14 protein-coding genes and 1 pseudogene are annotated in these 16,780 nt (G+C 73.8%); 6 read left to right on the forward strand and 9 right to left on the reverse strand.

The features are described from left to right. The first annotated feature begins 146 nt into the window (after positions 1–146). On the forward strand, positions 147–1,835 hold the full coding sequence (locus tag OG247_RS44830) for a glycosyl hydrolase (RefSeq protein WP_442813326.1): 1,689 nt from the start codon (positions 147–149) through the stop codon (positions 1,833–1,835). 14 nt (positions 1,836–1,849) lie between these two features. Here the strand turns inward: OG247_RS44830 and OG247_RS18025 are convergent, their stop codons facing one another. The 9 genes and pseudogenes from OG247_RS18025 to OG247_RS18065 form a co-directional block, all read right to left on the reverse strand. After that, complete coding sequence (locus OG247_RS18025) at positions 1,850–2,992, reverse strand: GNAT family N-acetyltransferase (protein WP_327253207.1); 1,143 nt, start codon at positions 2,990–2,992, stop codon at positions 1,850–1,852. Then, positions 2,989–3,687 carry a lipopolysaccharide biosynthesis protein gene (locus OG247_RS18030; RefSeq protein ID WP_327253208.1) on the reverse strand — a complete coding sequence of 233 codons (699 nt, stop codon included), beginning with the start codon at positions 3,685–3,687 and terminating at the stop codon, positions 2,989–2,991. Before OG247_RS18030 ends, OG247_RS18025 begins: the two co-directional genes overlap by 4 nt. 349 nt (positions 3,688–4,036) lie before the next feature. Then, positions 4,037–5,179: pseudogene (locus OG247_RS18035) on the reverse strand (glycosyltransferase); the annotation flags it as partial. Then, the gene (locus OG247_RS18040) at positions 5,176–5,952 is read right to left on the reverse strand and encodes a polysaccharide deacetylase family protein (RefSeq protein ID WP_327253209.1); all 777 of its coding nucleotides are present in this window, start codon (positions 5,950–5,952) and stop codon (positions 5,176–5,178) included. The pseudogene OG247_RS18035 and the gene OG247_RS18040, both read right to left, overlap by 4 nt. Beyond that, complete coding sequence (gene murJ, locus OG247_RS18045) at positions 5,942–7,981, reverse strand: murein biosynthesis integral membrane protein MurJ (RefSeq protein WP_442813631.1); 2,040 nt, start codon at positions 7,979–7,981, stop codon at positions 5,942–5,944. The genes OG247_RS18040 and murJ overlap by 11 nt, the downstream gene beginning before the upstream one ends. A gap of 110 nt (positions 7,982–8,091) precedes the next feature. Next, entirely contained in the window at positions 8,092–9,567 is a 1,476-nt protein-coding gene (locus OG247_RS18050; protein ID WP_327253211.1) for an O-antigen ligase family protein, read from the reverse strand. Positions 9,568–9,570: 3 nt separating this feature from the next. Further along, the gene (locus OG247_RS18055; protein ID WP_442813327.1) at positions 9,571–11,160 is read right to left on the reverse strand and encodes an exopolysaccharide biosynthesis polyprenyl glycosylphosphotransferase; all 1,590 of its coding nucleotides are present in this window, start codon (positions 11,158–11,160) and stop codon (positions 9,571–9,573) included. After that, positions 11,157–12,377 (reverse strand): glycosyltransferase, encoded by a 1,221-nt coding sequence (locus OG247_RS18060; protein ID WP_327253212.1) that lies wholly within the window; start codon positions 12,375–12,377, stop codon positions 11,157–11,159. The genes OG247_RS18055 and OG247_RS18060 overlap by 4 nt, the downstream gene beginning before the upstream one ends. A 19-nt stretch (positions 12,378–12,396) precedes the next feature. Next, complete coding sequence (locus OG247_RS18065) at positions 12,397–13,599, reverse strand: DUF3344 domain-containing protein (protein WP_327253213.1); 1,203 nt, start codon at positions 13,597–13,599, stop codon at positions 12,397–12,399. A gap of 102 nt (positions 13,600–13,701) precedes the next feature. On the opposite strand from OG247_RS18065, the gene OG247_RS18070 reads away from it, so the two are divergent. From OG247_RS18070 to OG247_RS18090, 5 genes are all read left to right on the forward strand, one after another. Next, positions 13,702–13,956, forward strand: a complete 255-nt coding sequence (locus tag OG247_RS18070; protein ID WP_327253214.1) for a chaplin — start codon at positions 13,702–13,704, stop codon at positions 13,954–13,956. Between the two features lie 117 nt (positions 13,957–14,073). Next, the gene (locus tag OG247_RS18075) at positions 14,074–14,484 is read left to right on the forward strand and encodes a rodlin (protein ID WP_327253215.1); all 411 of its coding nucleotides are present in this window, start codon (positions 14,074–14,076) and stop codon (positions 14,482–14,484) included. Between the two features lie 251 nt (positions 14,485–14,735). Then, positions 14,736–14,969: a chaplin gene (locus OG247_RS18080; protein WP_327253216.1), complete on the forward strand. Its 234-nt coding sequence runs from the start codon at positions 14,736–14,738 to the stop codon at positions 14,967–14,969. A 121-nt stretch (positions 14,970–15,090) separates the two neighbouring features. Continuing rightward, positions 15,091–16,239 (forward strand): chaplin, encoded by a 1,149-nt coding sequence (locus OG247_RS18085; RefSeq protein WP_327253217.1) that lies wholly within the window; start codon positions 15,091–15,093, stop codon positions 16,237–16,239. A 166-nt stretch (positions 16,240–16,405) separates the two neighbouring features. Continuing rightward, positions 16,406–16,753, forward strand: a complete 348-nt coding sequence (locus OG247_RS18090; protein WP_327253218.1) for a hypothetical protein — start codon at positions 16,406–16,408, stop codon at positions 16,751–16,753. Positions 16,754–16,780 lie beyond the last annotated feature (27 nt).

The following is a 16,780-nucleotide window of genomic DNA, read 5'->3' on the forward strand; positions in this document are numbered from 1 at the left end:
ACGGTGTCTTTCACCTAGTCGGACCAAGCGGGGAGGGTGCGCACGTGCGAATGGCCTAGGCAGGGGTCACCGGACAGGCCATTCGTCAGATGTGATGCCTAACGTCTTTGGTAAGCACACCGATTCAGGAAAGCTCGGGAGACGCCATGCCCAGACCACGCCGCCGACTGGCGAGCACCTGCATCGGAACGGTGACGGCCGGACTGCTCGCCACCGGGGCCGCTCTCGCGGCCCCGGAAGAGCAGAGCGGGGACACCAGTACGGCGGACATCGCCATGGGCGCCTACCTCGACTACGGGCCGCCCGGGGTGGCCCGCATCCCGTTCCTGTCGAACTGGCTGGGCGGCAAGGAGATCCGGGTCGGGCACACCTATCTGCCCGGTGACCAGTGGGCCGGCATCGAGGGCGGCGTCAGCTTCCTCGACGACTGGGCGCAGTGGCGGCTCCAGCGGGACGACCGGATGTTCGTCCTCAACGTGCCCATGCAGGAGCGCAACGAGGCCCGGGTCCCCGACTACCAGGTGGCCCAGCTGATCCGGGCGGGCGCGGACGGCCAGTACGACCGGCACTTCAAGAAGCTCGCCGAACGGCTGGTGGCGCTCGGCGTCCCGGACACGGTGATCGTGCTCGGCTGGGAGATGAACGGCACCACGTACACCCACCGCTGCGGGCCCGACCCGGAGAACTGGAAGGCGTACTGGAAGCGCGTCGTCAACACGATGCGCTCCGTGCCCGGTCAGAAGTTCAAGTTCGATTTCACCCCGAACCGCGGCACGGACGCGATCGGCTGGACCAAGTGCTACCCCGGCGACGACGTGGTCGACATCATCGGGATGGACTCGTACGACCAGGGTCCCGGCCGGAACTTCGACGAACAGATCAGCCAGCCCTACGGGCTCCAGCAGCACGTCGACTTCGCACGGGCACACGGCAAAGAGATCTCGTACCCGGAGTGGGGGCTGTTCCGCAACGGGGACAACCCGGAGTACATGCGGCGCATGCTGCAGTGGATCCAGAAGCAGAAGCCGCTCTACCACACCATCACCGACTACTGCCCGCACGGCGTCTGGCAGTGCAAGCAGAACCCGGCCTCGACGAAGGTCTTCCGCGAGGCGCTGACCCCGCAGCGGCCCGACCCGGTGATCCCGACCCCGGTCATCCCGACCCCGGTCATCCCGACCCCGGTCGTCCCGACCCCCGTGGTGCCCACGCCGGTCGTCCCGACCCCGCAGGTCCCCACGCCGGAGATCCCGACCCCGGTCGTCACCCCGCCGGTCGTCACCCCGCCGGTCGTCACCCCGCCGGTCGTGCTCCCCAGCCCGGAGGTCCCGAGCCCGAGCCCCGTCGAGCCCAGCCCGCTGGTCCCGAGCCCCGCCGAGCCCAGCCCGGCCGAGCCCAGCCCGCAGGTCCCGAGCCCGGCCGTCCCGACGCCCCCGCCCGTGGTCCCCAGCCCGGAGATCCCGGTCGAACCCAGCCCGGCCGAACCCAGCCCGCTGGTCCCGAGCCCGGTCGCGCCCAGCCCGCTGGTCCCGTCCCCCGAGGTCAGCCCGGTCGTCCCGGAGGTCCCGAGCCCGAGCGCCAGCCCGGTCGTGCCCAAGCCGGACCCCGAGGTGCCGTCCCCGGCGCCCTCGCCGCTCGTACCGAAGCCCGAGCCGTCCCAGCCGCCCAAGCCGACGACGCCGCCCGTACCGTCCGTACCGCCCGTGTCGCCCGTCAACAGCACGGAGTGGTGCGTGCCGATCAACTTCGGCGAGTGGCTCTCCAAGCTGGTCGGCAAGCAGTCGGTCTGCGTCAAGGTCGACTGGGGCAAGGAGACCGGCTTCTGGCCCTTCTAGGCGGGGCGTTCGGGTCATCGGACCCGCAGTTCGTTGAGCCGCGCCCGCCAGTCCCTCGCGGCGGGCAGCGCCTCCCGCAGTGCGTCCACCGCCCGCTCGCGCCCCGTCACCTGCGACTCGTGCAGTCGCAGCAGGGGCGCGAGCGCGGCCGTGGCCAGCAGGAAGCGCTGATTGACCACCGTCCGCGGCCGCCAGTGGTTCTTGTACGGCTCGTTGCCGCGCAGGAAGCTCACCACCGGGCGGCCTTCGGCGAGCGCGCGGGTGGTCTCGTAGCGCAGCAGCAGCGTGGCCACGTCCACCTTCCGGTCCCGCAGGTCGGGATCGGCGCCGTAGAGGTAGCCGCCGCTGAGCGCGCCCGAGAGCAGGGTGAGGTTGGCGGCCACCACCTTCCCGTCGAGCCGGAACTCGGCCAGTCGCCCCTCCCCCGCGCGCACCATCCGCCGCGTGGCCCGGGTCAGGTGTTCGGCGAAGCGGGGCTTGAGGTGTTCGGGGGTCACCCCGCGGCCGCGCCACTGCTTCTCGTGCAGCCGAAGCAAGGTCCGTACCGCTCGCGGCACTTCCTGCTCGGTGACCTCGTGCTCCTCGATCCCCGCCGCGTCGGTCTTGCGGAGCTTGGCCCGGACCCGCTGGGCGCCGGAGGACGGCATCCGCTTGACCAGCTCGTCGAAGGGCATGGCCGGCAGCTCCATGCAGGTGGAGTCGGTCAGCTTGCTGCCGATCCCGGGCCAGGCCGCGAACACGGCCTCGGCGGCGGCCCCGGGCCGCACCTCGCGCAGGTCCACGACCGCGCCCCGGGCGGCCCGGTGCAGGCCGTTGGCCAGGGCCGGGACGACCTGGTCGGCGTGCTCCGCGGCCACGAGCACGTCGAAGTAGTCGGTGATGCCCCCGCCGAGCGGCACGAGCAGCGGCAGCGGCCGGTGTACGAGCATCAGCGCGGCCGCGCCGACCAGTTCCTCCCCGCGCCGCACCAGGACGACGCGGAGCCGGCCGTCCTTGCCGTAGGACAGCCACCAGGAGTGCAGCCAGGCGTGGCTCTGGAAGGGAGTGGCGGTGGGACAGGCGCGGGCGAGCCGGTTCCACGGCTCCTCCAGCGCGGCGAACTGCCGGGGATCGCGGCACAGCGTCACCGACAGGGCCCCGGCGGAGCCGGAGGTCATCGCACCGACTCCTTCTCCTTGGCCGCGGCCGGCTCACCCTGCGCGGGCAGCGAGGCGTATTCCTCGACGGTCTCCACCGCGGCTTCCGCGACGGGCCCCTCGTCCCGCCGCCGGGCGGCGGGCCGGGCCAGCAGCCACAGCCCGCCCAGCAGCCCGCCGGCGCACAGGCCGACCGCACCGCTGAGGGCCGGGGACGCGGAGGCGGGGTCGCTGGGCGCGACGGCCTGGTTGAAGAGGAGCAGCTGCACGCCGGTGTTCTTGGCGGCCTGGTTGCTGCTCAGCGACAGGGCGTCGGCCACGGCATTGGCGATGTCGGCGGCCTCGCCGGCGCTCTTCGCGGTCCCGGTGATGGCGATCATCGGGGACTCGGGGGAGGTCTCGGCGCGGACCTGGGTCCGCAGCTTCTGCACGCCGATGCCCGCGCGGGGCTGGGCGTACGCGAGGGTCGAACTGCTGGTGGCGATGCGGGCGTAGGCCTGGGCGAAGCCGAGGGCGGTGGCAGGCTCGGTGGTGTCGTCGGGAACCGCGACGACGTAACTGGTGGCGGCGTACTCGGGCGCCTTGAGCACCCCGTACGCCCCGCCGGCGGCGAGCCCCAGCAGCGCGGCGGCGGGCAGCGGCCACCACGCGGGCGGCGGCAGCAGCCGCACCCGGCGCCGGTGGGTGGACTTCTTCTGGTCGGCGGTGTCCGCCATGTGCGTACCTCTTTCCTGGTGGACGGGTGCTTGCTTCGGGACCCGGTGCGGGCCCCTGGGGTGCGGATCAGCCGATGTCGCCACCGGCGGCGGTGCCCCCTGGCGGGCCGTCACCGGCGCGGCCCCCGGCGGGCACTTCCCGGCCCGCCGCCGTCAAATCCGGCCCAGCCGGGGCCACATCCAGCCCCGCCGGGGCCACGTCCAGCCCTGCCGGGGCCACATCCAGCCCCTCCGGCGTTTGAGGAGCAGGGGTCCGGGGACTGGTCCCCGGAAACGGCGCCGCACGGTCCGGACCCACCGGGGCGGCGCCCCGAGCACCCCGGCCCGGGCCGGGCAGCGCCACCGCCCCCCGGGACCCGGCCGGCGAGCCGGCCATCGCGTGGTCGTACACGTGCAGCAGCTGCGCCGCCGAGCGGCCGATGTCGTAGCGCCGCACCACCCCCGGCGGCGGCAGCCGCCGGACGCCGGCCTCCATGTGCCCGCGCAGCGCCGCGACGAGCTCCTCCGTGCCGGTGCCGATCCGCCGCGCCCCCGGCGCCTGCGCCGCGGGCAGGTCGTCGATCGCCGGGCAGGTGACGTGCAGCACCGGCAGCCCCGCCGCCAGCGCCTCGATCACCGCCAGCCCGAACGCCTCCTCCCGCGAAGGGGACACGAACACGTCCATCGCGGCGAGCAGCGCCGGGATCCCGGGGGTCCGCCCGTCGGTGCTGTCGCCCAGCGGATCCCGCTCGCCCAGCAGGTGGATCCGGCTCTGCGCCCCCAGCTCGGCGGCGAGCCGGCGCAGCGCGGCCCGCTCCGGTCCGTCCCCGGCGAGCAGCAGGTGCGCGCCGGGCAGCGCCGCGACCGCCCGCACCAGGACGTCGAACCGCTTCCCCGGCACCAGCCGGCCGACGCCGCCGACGACGAAGGCCCGCTCGGGCAGTCCGGTCCGGGCCCGGGTGGTCCGCCGTACGCCCTCGTCGAAGCGGAACCGCACGGCTTCGATCCCGTTCGGCACCACGTGCACCCTGCCGGCCGGCACCCCCCAGGCCTCCAGGCGGGCCGCCACGGTGTCCGATACGGCGACGGTCGCGGCTCCCAGCCGCTCGCTCGCCAGGTACAGGGCGCGTACCCCGCCCGACAGCGGCCGTCCCTCCATCTCGGCGGCGCCCAGGGAGTGTTCGGTCGCCACGCTCACCCGCACGCCCGCGAGCCGGGCCGCGAGGCGCCCGTACACGCAGGCCCGGTACAGGTGCGTGTGGACCAGGTCGTAGCGGCCCCGCCGGATGAACTTGGCCAGTTTGGGCACCGCCCCCAGGTCGCGGTTGCCGCGCATCCCGAGGTGGACGACCCGGACCCCGTCCGCGCGCAGCCCCTCCGCGACGGGCCCGGGGTTGGTCAGCGTCAGGACGTCGCAGCGCATCGGCATGTGCCGTAGCAGCAGCCGCAGTTGCTGCTCGGCGCCGCCGACGCCGAGTCCCGTGATGACGTGCAGCACCTTCCCGGGGCTCACAGGTGCACCGCCCGCCGCAGCTCGCGCACCTGGTGGCGCAGCTGCTTGATCCGCAGCCGCGGGCCTCCGTCGGCCTGGCTGATGTGGGTGCGGGGCATCGCGTGGGGTCCGGCGAGCCGGCCGGGGTCGATGGCACAGGCATAGCCGTACCCGGCGGTCCGGGTCGCGGCGACGACCCGCGCGTCGATGTGCCCGTAGGGGTAGCAGAATCCGGCGGGCAGCGTCCCGGTCAGCTCCCGGATCAGCTCTCGACTGCCGTGCAGTTCCTGCGCGAGTACGTCGTCGGGGGCCGCGGTGAGGTCCTGGTGGAGCAGCCCGTGCGAGCCGATCTCCTGTCCGGCGGCGGCGACTTCGCGGATGCCCTCGGCGGTGAGGAGGGGCTTGCGGGGGCCCAGCGGGTCCCAGACGTTGTCCACGCCGAGCCGCCCGGGCAGGACGAAGAGGGTGGCGGTGCAGTCGTAGCGGTGCAGCAGAGGCAGCGCGCGGGTCAGGAAGTCGGTGTAGCCGTCGTCGAAGGTCAGCCCGACCAGCCCGGCGCCCCGCCCGGCGGCGCGGGCCCGCAGCAGCTCGCCGACGGACACCCCGCGCAGCCCCCGGGAGCGCAGCCACAGCAGCTGGGCCTCCAGCGCGTGCGGGGTGACGGTGATGCCGTACGGGTCCTCGGCGGGATCGGTGAACTCGGCGACGGAGTGGTACATCAGGACCCACGGCGAGCCGGTGCGGCGGGCGGGGGCCGCCGCGGCGGGGGGCGCCGTTTCGGTGTCAGCGGACATTGCGGAACCTCTGGGTGAGCTGGGAGGTGAGGTGAGCGGTGAGCTGGGCGAGCTGGCCCGGCAGGGCGGTGACCTCCAGGGCCCGTATGGCCATGCCGGTGGCTCCGAACATGGCCGGGACCAGCAGGCAGCCGAGGGCGGCGCTGACCAGCGGGTCGGGGATCATCGGTCCGGCGATCCAGCCGGTGGCGCAGGCGGCGAGGGCCGCGACGGAGAGCCGGCCGATGCTGACGGCGACCCGGCGGACCTGGATGGCGATGATCCGCGAGCCGAGGCCGGTGAGCAGCAGTGCGGCGGTGGTGGAGATGCCGGCGGCGTTGGCGGCGGCGATCCCGTAGGTGCCCCACCAGCCGACGGCGAAGGCTCCGGCGACGATGTTGACGAGGAGTCCGGCGCCCATGGCGAGGGCGGGGAACCAGGTGGGCCGGGCGGTGGAGAAGAAGGGCCGCGAGAGCGCCCCGACGAGGCAGTGGCCGAGCAGGCCGAGGCCGTAGACCCGCATGACGGAGGCGGTGGCCTCGGTGTCGGCGTGGGTGAACGCCCCGCGCTCGAAGAGGACGTGGATGATCTGGGGGGCGTACCCGATGACGAGTGCGGTGCCCATGAGGACGGCGAGCGAGGCGAGTGCGAGGTCCTGCTCGACCCGCCTGCGGGCCTTGTCCCGCTCCCCGCCGGCCATGGCCTGCGCGACGACGGGGAAGGTGACGGTGCAGATCATGAGGGAGAGCACCATCGGCATCTGTGCGACTTTTTGGGCGTAGTTGAGGTGCGAGATGGCTCCGGGCGGCAGCCCGGCGGCGAGGAACCGCTCGACGAGCACCTGGGACTGCCGGAACACGGCGAAGAAGATGACCGGGGCGATGACCCCGAAGGCGATCAGCGTCGGCCGGTCCCGGTCGCGCTGGCTGCGCGGGGCGCCCTTGGCGCGGGGCGGGCCGAAGCCCACGTTGCGGATGAAGGCGGGCAGTTGGACCAGGGCCATCAGCACGCCGCCGACGGCGACTCCGGCGGCAGCCGCGCGCACCCCCCACAGGGCGTGCAGGGCGACCATGGTCCCGATGATGCCGACGTTGTACGACACGTAGATGGCTGCGGGCGGCACGAAGGAGCGGTGCGCCCTGAGGGCTGCGCTGAAGTAGCCGGCGATCCCGAAGGACAGCACGGTCAGGGCGGTCCACCGGGTGCATTCGACGGCGAGCCCGGGGTCGGGCAGCCCCGGCGCGAGCACGCCCACGACGAGCGGCGCGGCGACGATCAGCACGGAGGCCACGGCGGCCAGGAGCACCAGCAGCCGCGGCAGCGTGGCCCCCACGAGGAGCCGTACGGGATCCTGCGCGCGGGCCTCCTGGCGGGTGAGCCCGGCCCTGCTGGCGGCCCGGCGGGCCAGGGCATAGCTGAAGGCGGGCACCATCAGCAGGGCCATGGCGTCCTCGATGAGCAGCGTCGAGGCCATCTCGGGGACGGTCCAGGCGATGAGGAAGGCGTCGCTGTCGTGCCCGGCTCCGAAGAGGTGCGCGATGGTCTGGTCGCGGACCAGCCCGAACACCGCCCCGGCGGCGGTGAGCCCGGCGGTGACGGCGGCCGCCTTGGCGAGTGCGCCGCCGCTCCCCGAACGGGCCCCGTCGGCCGCCGCCTCGGGGCCACCGCCCCGGCGCCCGCGCCCCGCCGTCCCGCGCACCCCGAGGTCCCGCCCGGCCGCGGCATCCGGATCCCGGCCCGTCCCGGTCCGTACGGACCCGGCCGCCGCAGCGCCCAGTACGGGCCCGCGGACCGCCTCCGCGGCGCCCGGCTCCCCGCCCTGCGAGGCGGTCCCGACGGCCCCGGACCCGACGGCCCCGGACCCGGCGGGCCCCGGCCCCGGAGCGGCAGCGCCCCGGTCGAGTCCCGGGCCGGGGCGGCCGGTGGCCACCACACGGCCCGCTCCGGCGTCGCCCGCGGGGACGGGAATGCCCACGTGCGCGGCGCCGCGTCCGGCGGACAGCGGCCCGCCCGAGGCGGCCACGCGGCTCGCGTTCCCGTCCGGCCCCATGGACGGCGCGGTGCCGGGCGCGGGGGGTACGGGCGGGTGCGGCGGACGGCCCGCAGCCGCGGCGACCTCGGTCGCCGCGGCTGCGGGCCGCCGCCAGGGCGTCGTATCCGTCACCGGCCGGCCGCACCCTCAGGGACCGCGGCCCGGGCGGGCGCGGTGGCGCGCCGCCGCCCGCGGGCACGGGCACGGGCTCGAACTCCGACACCGACACCGGCACCGGCACCGGCACCGGCACGTTCGGCGGAGGCGAGGTCGCCCGTCCCGCCCCCGGAGGGAAGCGCCCACCAGGCCGCCAGGCCGATGATCACTCCGGTCAGGACGGTCGACGGGCCCCCGATGTCCGCGTAGAGGAAGTCGATGAGCTGCCACGCGAGCAGTCCGACCGCGACCAGTCCGCAGTCCCGCACCGCGGAGGATCCCGCCAGGCACCGCCGCAGGCCCGCCACCAGCAGGGCCAGCCAGCCGCCCGCCAGGGCGATGAGCCCGATCAGCCCCTGCTCGCTCAGGACCAGCAGGTACATGTTGTGCGGGGACAGCAGCGGCTGGCGGATGTACCCCTGTCCCGCGCCCGCGGTGTCGCTGCCGGAGGACAGCGCCAGCCCGGAGTGCGAGTCCCGGTTGGCCGGGAAGCCCTTCAGCCCCACTCCCACCGCCGGCCGCTCGCGCCACATCGACCCGGCCGCGGCCCACATCGTGTAGCGGTCGGTGACCGACTGGTCGGGGGCGTCGGAGACCTGTGTGATCGAGGTCAGCCGCTCCGCGACCATCGCGGAGCCGACGCCGAAACCGCCCACGAGCACCACCCCGGCGGCGGCCAGCGCGAGGAGCACCTTCAGGGCCCGCCGGATCCCGGCCAGGGCCATCACCAGTCCGGCCGCGGCGAAGGTCGCGATCCACGCGCCCCGGCTGAAGGACAGCACCAGCGGGAGCACCAGGACCAGGGCCGCCGCACCCGAGGCCCGCCGGACCCGGGCCGGCAGCCCCGGCGCGAGCGCGCCGGCCGTGGCGACGACCAGGCCGTAGGCCACGACAGTGGCCATGCCCATGACGTCCCCGGGTCCGAAGGTGCCGACGGCGCGGATGTCCTCGCCCTGGTACGAGGCCCCGGTGTGGGTGGCGAACTGCACCACGCCCACCGCTCCCTGGACCAGTGCCAGCACCACGAAGCACCCCGCGGCCAGCCGGAACTCCGAGGCGCTGCGCACCAGCAGCACGATCGCCGCCGGGACCAGCACGAACACCTGGAGGTAGCGCACGAACCCGGGCAGGGCCGCGTACGGGTCCCCGGCGGTCACCGTCGCGACGGCGAGCCCGACGGCGGGCAGACCGAGGACGAACACCCCCAGCGGACTCAGTGGCCGGACCCGGCCCCGCAGGGCCTGGATCCCGCAGACGAACACGAGCAGGAGCGAGGCGGCGTCGGCCGGACCGACCTTCCCCGAGGCGGTGGCGTCACCCGCCGGAACGGGGACCAGCAGGGCCAGTACGGTCGCGGCGAGCGGCAGCAGCGGCCAGTGCCGGCGCAGCAGATCGGCGGGGTCCGGGCAGGACCATGACCTCGGTGACGTCGGTGCGGCAAGGCTCATGCTTTAGCTGCCCCCCAGCCGGAAGCGGAAGAAGGAGGCCGCGGTGCGGGCCAGGATCCACAGGTCCTGCCACAGCGACCAGGTGTCGATGTAGTGGTTGTCGAAGCGCGCCCGGTCCTCGATGGAGGTGTCACCGCGCAGGCCGTTGATCTGGGCGAGACCGGTGATGCCGACCGGCATCCGGTGCCGGGCCTCGTACCCGGGGTGCACGCTGCTGAACTTGGCCACGAAGAAGGGCCGTTCGGGGCGCGGACCGACCAGGCTCATGTCACCCCGGACCACGTTCCACAGCTGCGGCAGCTCGTCCAGCGAGGACTTGCGCAGGAAGGAGCCGATCGGGCTCATCCGGCAGTCGCCGGCCACCGTCCAGCGGGTGGCGGACTCGTGCGCGTCGGCGCGCAGGGTGCGGAACTTCAGCAGGGTGAAGGGGCGTCCGTACAGGCCGACCCGCTCCTGCCGGAAGATCACCCCCGGCCCGTCGGAGATCCGTACGGCGAGCGCGCAGGCGCCCATCACGGGCGCGGCGGCGAGCAGCGCGATCGCGGCGAGCGAGGAGTCGATGGCCCGCTTCGCGTACCGCTCGACCGGCCTGGCCGGACGCGGCAGCAGCGGCTGGACGGCGTATCCCCACAGCTGGTCGGCGGGCTGCGCGACGCGCATCCCGGTGACCTTGGCGGTGCCCGCGGGGTCGGCGAGCCAGAGCCGGCAGCCGTGGTCGTGGAAGAGCCGGACCAGGGAGGCGGTGCGTTCGTCGGCCTCGGGCGGGCGGGTGAAGACGGCGTGCCGGACGGAGTTCTGGATGACGGCCCGCCGGATGTCCTCGTGGGTGGCCAGTACGGGTACTCCCGCGGCCCCCTCCCCGTCGGTCCCGGTGTCCGCGAGCCCGACGGGGCGCAGTCCGTACTCGGGGCGCCCGTGCAGGGCCGCGGCGACCGCGCTCGCCCCGGCGCCGGGTCCCACGACCAGGGCGGAGGCGGGGCGGCGGGCGCGGGTGCGGCGGCGGAGCTGGTTGACGACTCCGCGCCCCGCGCACGCCAGTACGACCTGGACGCAGACGGCGCCGAGCAGCGTGCTCCAGCCCAGGGCATCGCCCGGGGCGGCGGCGGCCAGCACCGCGGCGGCCGCGCACCACAGTGCGGCGGCCCGCCCGGCGAGCGCGGGCAGTTCGAGGAGCGCGGAGGGGGCGAGCCGCGGCCGGTACAGCCCGGCCTGCGCGTGCAGCGCGACCAGGGCCAGGGCGAGGGGAGCGGCCACCCCGAGCGGCAGCTCGGCTCCGGGCAGCGCCGCCACGGTCGCCGCGGCGGCGAACGCGTCGGCGGCCAGCAGCGGGGCGATCCCGTCCGGGCGGCGCACCCGCCCCGGCCGTACGGTGGCCCGGGCACGGTCGGCCTTGGGGCCGCGCGGGGGGTGGATGGCGGTCACGGAACGGCGGACGGCGGTGACGCCGGCGCTGGAGGCGGCACTGGTGGCCGTACTGATCACACCGGCGGCGCTGGTGGTGCCGGTGGTCGTGCCGGCGGTGCCGGTGATGCCGCCGGCGGGCCCCGTACCGCCCGGCCCGGTGTGCCGGGCGGGTGCGCTGTCCATCGTCATCGGCTGATGCGCTCCTGGTTCAAGGGCCGGGGCCTGCCCAGCAGTTCGTGATACAGACCGGTGACCGCGTCCGTGGTGCGCCGCACGTCGAATTCCATCCGCGCGTGCCGCTCCGCCTGCTCCCCGAGTGCGGCGAGCAGCCGCGGCTCGGCGAGCAGCCCGCCCAGGGCCTTGGCCAGCGCCGTCGGGTCCTCCGGTTCCACCAGACACAGCCGTCCCTGGCCGGGCGGGAGGCTCTCCCTGGCACCGCTGACGTCGGAGACCAGAACCGGTCGCCCACAGGCCATGGCTTCGAGCGGGGCGAGCGCCATGCCTTCCCACCGCGACGGCAGTACAACGAGATCGGCGGCCCGAAGCCACGGCCGGATGTCGAAGGCGGCCCCCGCGAAGTGGACCGAGGGCGGGGCCCCGCGGCGCAGCCGTTCCATGTCGGGGCCGTCCCCGACGAGCACGAGACGGGCCCCGGGAACGGCTCCGAGCAGCTCCGGCCAGGCACGCAGCAGCACGTCCTGCCCCTTCTGCTGGCAGAGCCGGCCGACGCAGACGGCGAGCGGCCCGTCCCCCTGGAAGGCGGATGGCAGCGGAAGTTCGGCGCGTGCCCGGGCCTTGTCCCGGACGGGGTCCGGGCCGCCGGGGCGGAAGTGGCGGAGGTCGACTCCGTTGCGGATCACCGACCAGCGGGCGGCGATCCCCTCGGACTCGCCGGTGCGGCGTTCGGCCTCGCTGACGCAGAGCACCCGGTCGGCCCAACGGGCCCCGAAGCGCTCCCAGCGCAGCGCGAGCGCGGCGGTGGCCCCGCCCACGGCGTCGAAGGACCAGGCGTGCGGCTGGAACACGGTCGGGACGGCCCCGCGCACGGCGAGCCGCCCGGCGAGTCCGGCCTTGGCGCTGTGGGCGTGCAGGATGTCGGGCCGGACCCGGCCGATCAGGCGGCGCGCGCCGAGCACTTCGGCGGCCAGGCCGGGTCCGGGAGCCCGCCCGGCACGCCAGGTGAGCACCTCGGCCCCGGCCTCGCGAGCGGCGTCCGCGAGCTGTCCGCCGCGCGGGCAGCCGACGTAGGTCCGCAGGCCGGCCGCGGACTGGGCGCGCACGAGGTCGACGACGACGCGGGCGACCCCGCCCTCGACCGGCTGGACGAGGTGGAGGACGACCGGAGGCCGGGAAGGGGAGGGAGAAGAAGAGGGGGAGGGGGAGGGGGAAGGAGGTTGTGTCGGCACGGGGAGTGGTCTCCTGCGTTCAGCGGCGCGCGTCTGTCTGAACGAAGAGCACACCGAGGAAATGACCCTGGTTTTCGCCTGTGAACCCGAAGGTCAGGCTGCGGGCGCCACCGGACAGGGCGGGGCTCAGATCGAACACGTCCGCGTCATATCCGAGGTTATTCATATGTTCGGGCTGTCGCACGAACGAGTGATCTCCGAATTCCGTGATCGTGGAATTCATAACATCATTAAAAGGATTTTCTCCATCGCTGAGACTGATCCGGCGCCCGCTGTCGGCGGTCACCGTGAGTGAATCCCCGAGCGTTCCGCGGTCCCCGTCGTACGCGACCACCCCGGCCCGCCCCTGCGCGCCGGGCGCGGCGTCCAGACCGGTGAGCTCCACCGTCTCGCCCGCCGCCTCGCCGGCCCCCGCGGTCAGCCCTTCGAAGCCGTCCCAGATCGAGACCCTGCGCACCGGCTCCTGCGGGTGCTCGTAGGCCACCACCAGCGTCCAGCCGCCCCAGGCACCCATGGCCGAGTGCCCCATGGCGACGTTCAGCTGGGCCACCGTCCACATCCCGGCGCCGCCCTTGCGGACCAGCGGGGTCACGTCGGCGGAGGCCTGGTAGGCATCGCCGGCCGCGTCGCTGCGGTGCCCGATCGCCGTATCGGCCAGCACCTCCTTGTACGCGCCGCCCGGCTCGGCGACGAGCACCCGGCCGTTGTCCTCCGGCGGCTTCTGCTCGCCGACCCGCAGGTTCCCGCCCCAGTACAGCCGGGCGTACGAGACCTTCGCGCCCGCCGGGACCTTGAGCTCGGCCCGGGTGGAGTTGTAGGTGTCCGGGTCCTTGTCGACCTCGTCGTAGAACATCTCGTAGTCGCCGTTGGTCCCGGCCGCGCCCTTGTTGACCGCGGCACAGGGCTCGGCGTGTTCCGACTCCTCCTTGCGGCAGCCGATGGACGAGTTCGAGGCCCGGACCAGACCGCCGTGCTGCACGGCCTGGTAACGCTGGGTGAACGGCACCCGGGGCGCCTCCTTGACCAGCGGGCCCCGCGCGCCCGGCGGGGCGGCGGCACCTGCGGACGCACTGGCAAGGGGCGCGTTCACCGAAAGCGTGAGGCAGGACAGCAGACCGAGCGTGCCGAGGATTCTGCGGGAGGAACCCATGACCCTGTCTCCATTTTCGATCAAGGGGACAAAACAGGAGTGAACTTTGTCAGAAGTCAGGGGGGAAATCACGCCGGACTCGCCCATACGGCCTTTTGGGCGATAACACGCACCCTGGAGACGGGCGGGTCGTTATGGGTTGCACCATTGTTCGAACAGAAAGGAAAAACGGAGATGAAGAAGAGGCTGGTGCGCGGCACCACCCTGGCGGTCGCGAGCACCGCGCTGCTGATGGGCGGCGCGGGCCTCGCCTCCGCGCACGGCGGCGACGGCGCGACGGCGAACGGCTTCACCGGCGAGTCCCCCGGCGTCCTGAGCGGGAACCTGCTCCAGGTCCCGGTCCACGTCCCGGTGAACGTCTGCGGCAACACCGTGAACGTGATCGCCCTGCTGAACCCCTCGTTCGGCAACACCTGCGTCAACGCCTGACGTCAACCGTGCCGCCCGAAACTTCGGCATCCGAGTGAAGACACGCAACCCAAACCGCGGTTGCGCCGTTGATCCGAGTGCTTGAGTACCGGGCAATCCTGCAAAAAAGGGACCATCATGATCAAGAAGTTTGCGGCCGGCGCAGCGGTTGCCGCCTCGTTCGTCGGTCTGGGTGCCGCCATGGCCCCGCAGGCCATGGCCATCGGCAACGACAACGGCATCAACACCGTCAACGGCAACGGCGCCTCGCAGATCTACGGCAACCAGGCCACCTACGGCAACATGAGCCCGCAGATGGCGCTCATCCAGGGCTCGTTCAACAAGCCCTGCATCGCCCTGCCCGCCAAGGCCAACGTCCAGTCCGTCCTGGCTCTGGTCAACGTCGGCGTCCAGGACATCCCGGTCCTGTCCAGCCCGCAGAACCAGCAGTGCACCGAGAACTCCACCCAGGCCAAGGGCGACGAGGCTCTCTCGCACATCCTCAACAACATCCCGGTCCTGTCCGGCAACGCCTCCGCCGGCAGCTGACAGCGCCGCGCCGGCTGACACAGCACCGCGCCAGTGGGGCCGTCGCACCTTCGGGTCGCGGCGGCCCCGCCGCATGTCGGGACCCGAATAAGGACCCTGAAGCAACCAGAAGAATCCGGCCACAATTCAGGACGAACGAGCATCTGAGTGAATTGGCCGGAGGCGCGCAAAAATCCCCGGTTTCTTTTCCCGGACCCACTCGTTGTTAATTCTGCAGCGGATAGACCTCTGCGGGAAGGAAACGAAAACAAATGACGTACAAGAAGGCAGTGGTGCTGGCCGCCGGCATTCTCATGGCCGCCGGTGCCGCCTCCCCCGCCATGGCCGACGCGGCGGCGGACGGCAAGGCCGTCGGCTCCCCGGGCGTCCTGTCCGGCAACGTGCTCCAGGTCCCGGTGCACATCCCGGTCAACGTCTGCGGCAACACCGTCAACGTGATCGCCCTGCTGAACCCCGCGTTCGGCAACACCTGCGTCAACGCCTGACGAAGCGCCTGTGCCCGCAAGGGCAGACCTCCTCGGGGTGGCCTCGGAGTGCACGGCGGTGCACTCCGAGGCCACCTTCGATTCAGCACCGGCCGCTGGGCCGGTAGACAGGGAAGGACCCATGCGACAGGTACTGAGCCGACAGGTACTGGGCAAGGGGGTGCTCACCGCGGCCGCCGCGTCCAGTCTGCTGTCGATCGCGACCGGCGCGGCCTACGCGCAACCCGGGGCGATGGCCGAGGCCTCCCATTCACCGGGCGTGCTGGCCGGCAACAGCGTCTCGGTACCGGTCACCTTCTCGCCGAACGTGTGCGGCAACACCGTGGACGCCGGGGCGGGCCTCAACCCCGCCATGGGCAACAACTGCGCCACCACGACGGGCTCCGACGCCGGGCACGACTACGAGCGCTACCTCAGCCCGCAGCAGGCGGAGCAGGTACGGCGCTACGTCAACCAGCACGACGAGCACGACCGGCGCGAGGAGCACGAGGACCGCCACGAGCAGGGCGGCTACGGCGACCGCGGACCCGAGCGTCAGGGCGGCTACGGCGACCGCGGCCCGGAGCAGCAGGGCGGCCACGAGGACCACGGGCCCGGGCAGCAGGGCGGCTACGGGGACTCCGACGAGGAGGAGTGCGACGACCACCCCGCCCCGGAACGGCCCGAGCCGCGGCCGCAGCACCCGCCGCAGCCGCACGCCGAGCAGCCCCCGGCCCCGCACCACGCGCCCCCGGCGCCGAAGCCGCTGCCCGCGCCCGAGGCGGAGCACCCGGCGCCCGCTCCGGCGCCCGCGCCCGCTCCCGTAGAGGAGGCGCCCGCGCCGCAGCCCGAGCCCGTGCCGGTGCCGGCACCGGTCGAGGAGGCCCCGCAGCCGCTTCCGGCTCCGGCCCCCGCGCCGGCTCCCGTAGTGGAGGAGGCTCCGCACACGCTGCCCGCCCCGGCCCCCGTCGCGGAGGAGGCTCCCGCGCCGATGCCCCCGCACGGCAGCCAGGTCGTGGAGCACCCCGCGCCCGTAGTGCCCCCGGCCGACCAGCCGCCGGCGGCGCCCGCCGGGGACCTGCCCGTCGAGCTTCCCCCGGCACCGCTGCCGGCCCCGGCCCCGGTCCCCGCGCCGGCACCCGCACCCGAGGCGGTCCCCGTCGCGGAGGCCCCCGCACGGCAGGAACTGGCGGCGACCGGCGCCGGACAGCCCGTCGGCGCCGCGGCCCTGGCCTCGGCCCTCATCCTGGGCGGCGCCATTCTGTACCGCAGGTCCCGTAACGCCGCCTGACGTCATTACCGGTAATCGGAAGAAATATCGGCCGGAGAGTCCCTTGTCGGATTCTCCGGCCGTTGCCGTGTTCGGTTCCGCGTTTCCGTGGCGGCGGGGAATCGTTAACCAGGTCGAAAGTGGCGCGACGGTCGTCACTGGTCACCCCTGGAAAAGGATTCTGACAATGAAGCTCTCGAAGGTCGCCGCAGTCGTCGTCGGCTCCGTCGCCGCCCTCGGCGCCACCTCTCCCGCCTTCGCCGCCACCGAGGCGCCGGCCGTCCCCATGAGCCTGACGAGCGGGCTCACGGCGGTCACCGACTCGGTGAACCCCGTATCGGCGGCGCTGCCGCAAACCGTGGGCAACGGGCTGGCCGAGCAGGGCGAGAGCGTCCAGAAGGTCGTGACCACCGTCCAGAAGGTCAACGAGGTCCGCAACGACGCTCCGGCCGAGGTGATGAACCTCGCCAACGGGGCCACCCAGGCCTCGCCGCTGCTCGGCGGAGTGAAGCTCAACGGCGGCTCCAAGCACTGACGGGCCTGCCCGTTCCGCTGCCGACAC

The sequence above is a fragment of the Streptomyces sp. NBC_01244 genome (assembly GCF_035987325.1).
Classification (GTDB): Bacteria; Actinomycetota; Actinomycetes; order Streptomycetales; family Streptomycetaceae; genus Streptomyces.

Coding starts and splice junctions, on each gene's coding strand:
- OG247_RS44830 (WP_442813326.1), top strand. CDS start 147: ATGCCCAGACCACGCCGCCGACTGGCGAGCACCTGCATCGGAACGGTG.
- OG247_RS18025 (WP_327253207.1), bottom strand. CDS start 2,992: ATGACCTCCGGCTCCGCCGGGGCCCTGTCGGTGACGCTGTGCCGCGAT.
- OG247_RS18030 (WP_327253208.1), bottom strand. CDS start 3,687: ATGGCGGACACCGCCGACCAGAAGAAGTCCACCCACCGGCGCCGGGTG.
- OG247_RS18040 (WP_327253209.1), bottom strand. CDS start 5,952: ATGTCCGCTGACACCGAAACGGCGCCCCCCGCCGCGGCGGCCCCCGCC.
- murJ (WP_442813631.1), bottom strand. CDS start 7,981: ATGGGGCCGGACGGGAACGCGAGCCGCGTGGCCGCCTCGGGCGGGCCG.
- OG247_RS18050 (WP_327253211.1), bottom strand. CDS start 9,567: ATGAGCCTTGCCGCACCGACGTCACCGAGGTCATGGTCCTGCCCGGAC.
- OG247_RS18055 (WP_442813327.1), bottom strand. CDS start 11,160: ATGACGATGGACAGCGCACCCGCCCGGCACACCGGGCCGGGCGGTACG.
- OG247_RS18070 (WP_327253214.1), top strand. CDS start 13,702: ATGAAGAAGAGGCTGGTGCGCGGCACCACCCTGGCGGTCGCGAGCACC.
- OG247_RS18075 (WP_327253215.1), top strand. CDS start 14,074: ATGATCAAGAAGTTTGCGGCCGGCGCAGCGGTTGCCGCCTCGTTCGTC.
- OG247_RS18080 (WP_327253216.1), top strand. CDS start 14,736: ATGACGTACAAGAAGGCAGTGGTGCTGGCCGCCGGCATTCTCATGGCC.
- OG247_RS18085 (WP_327253217.1), top strand. CDS start 15,091: ATGCGACAGGTACTGAGCCGACAGGTACTGGGCAAGGGGGTGCTCACC.
- OG247_RS18090 (WP_327253218.1), top strand. CDS start 16,406: ATGAAGCTCTCGAAGGTCGCCGCAGTCGTCGTCGGCTCCGTCGCCGCC.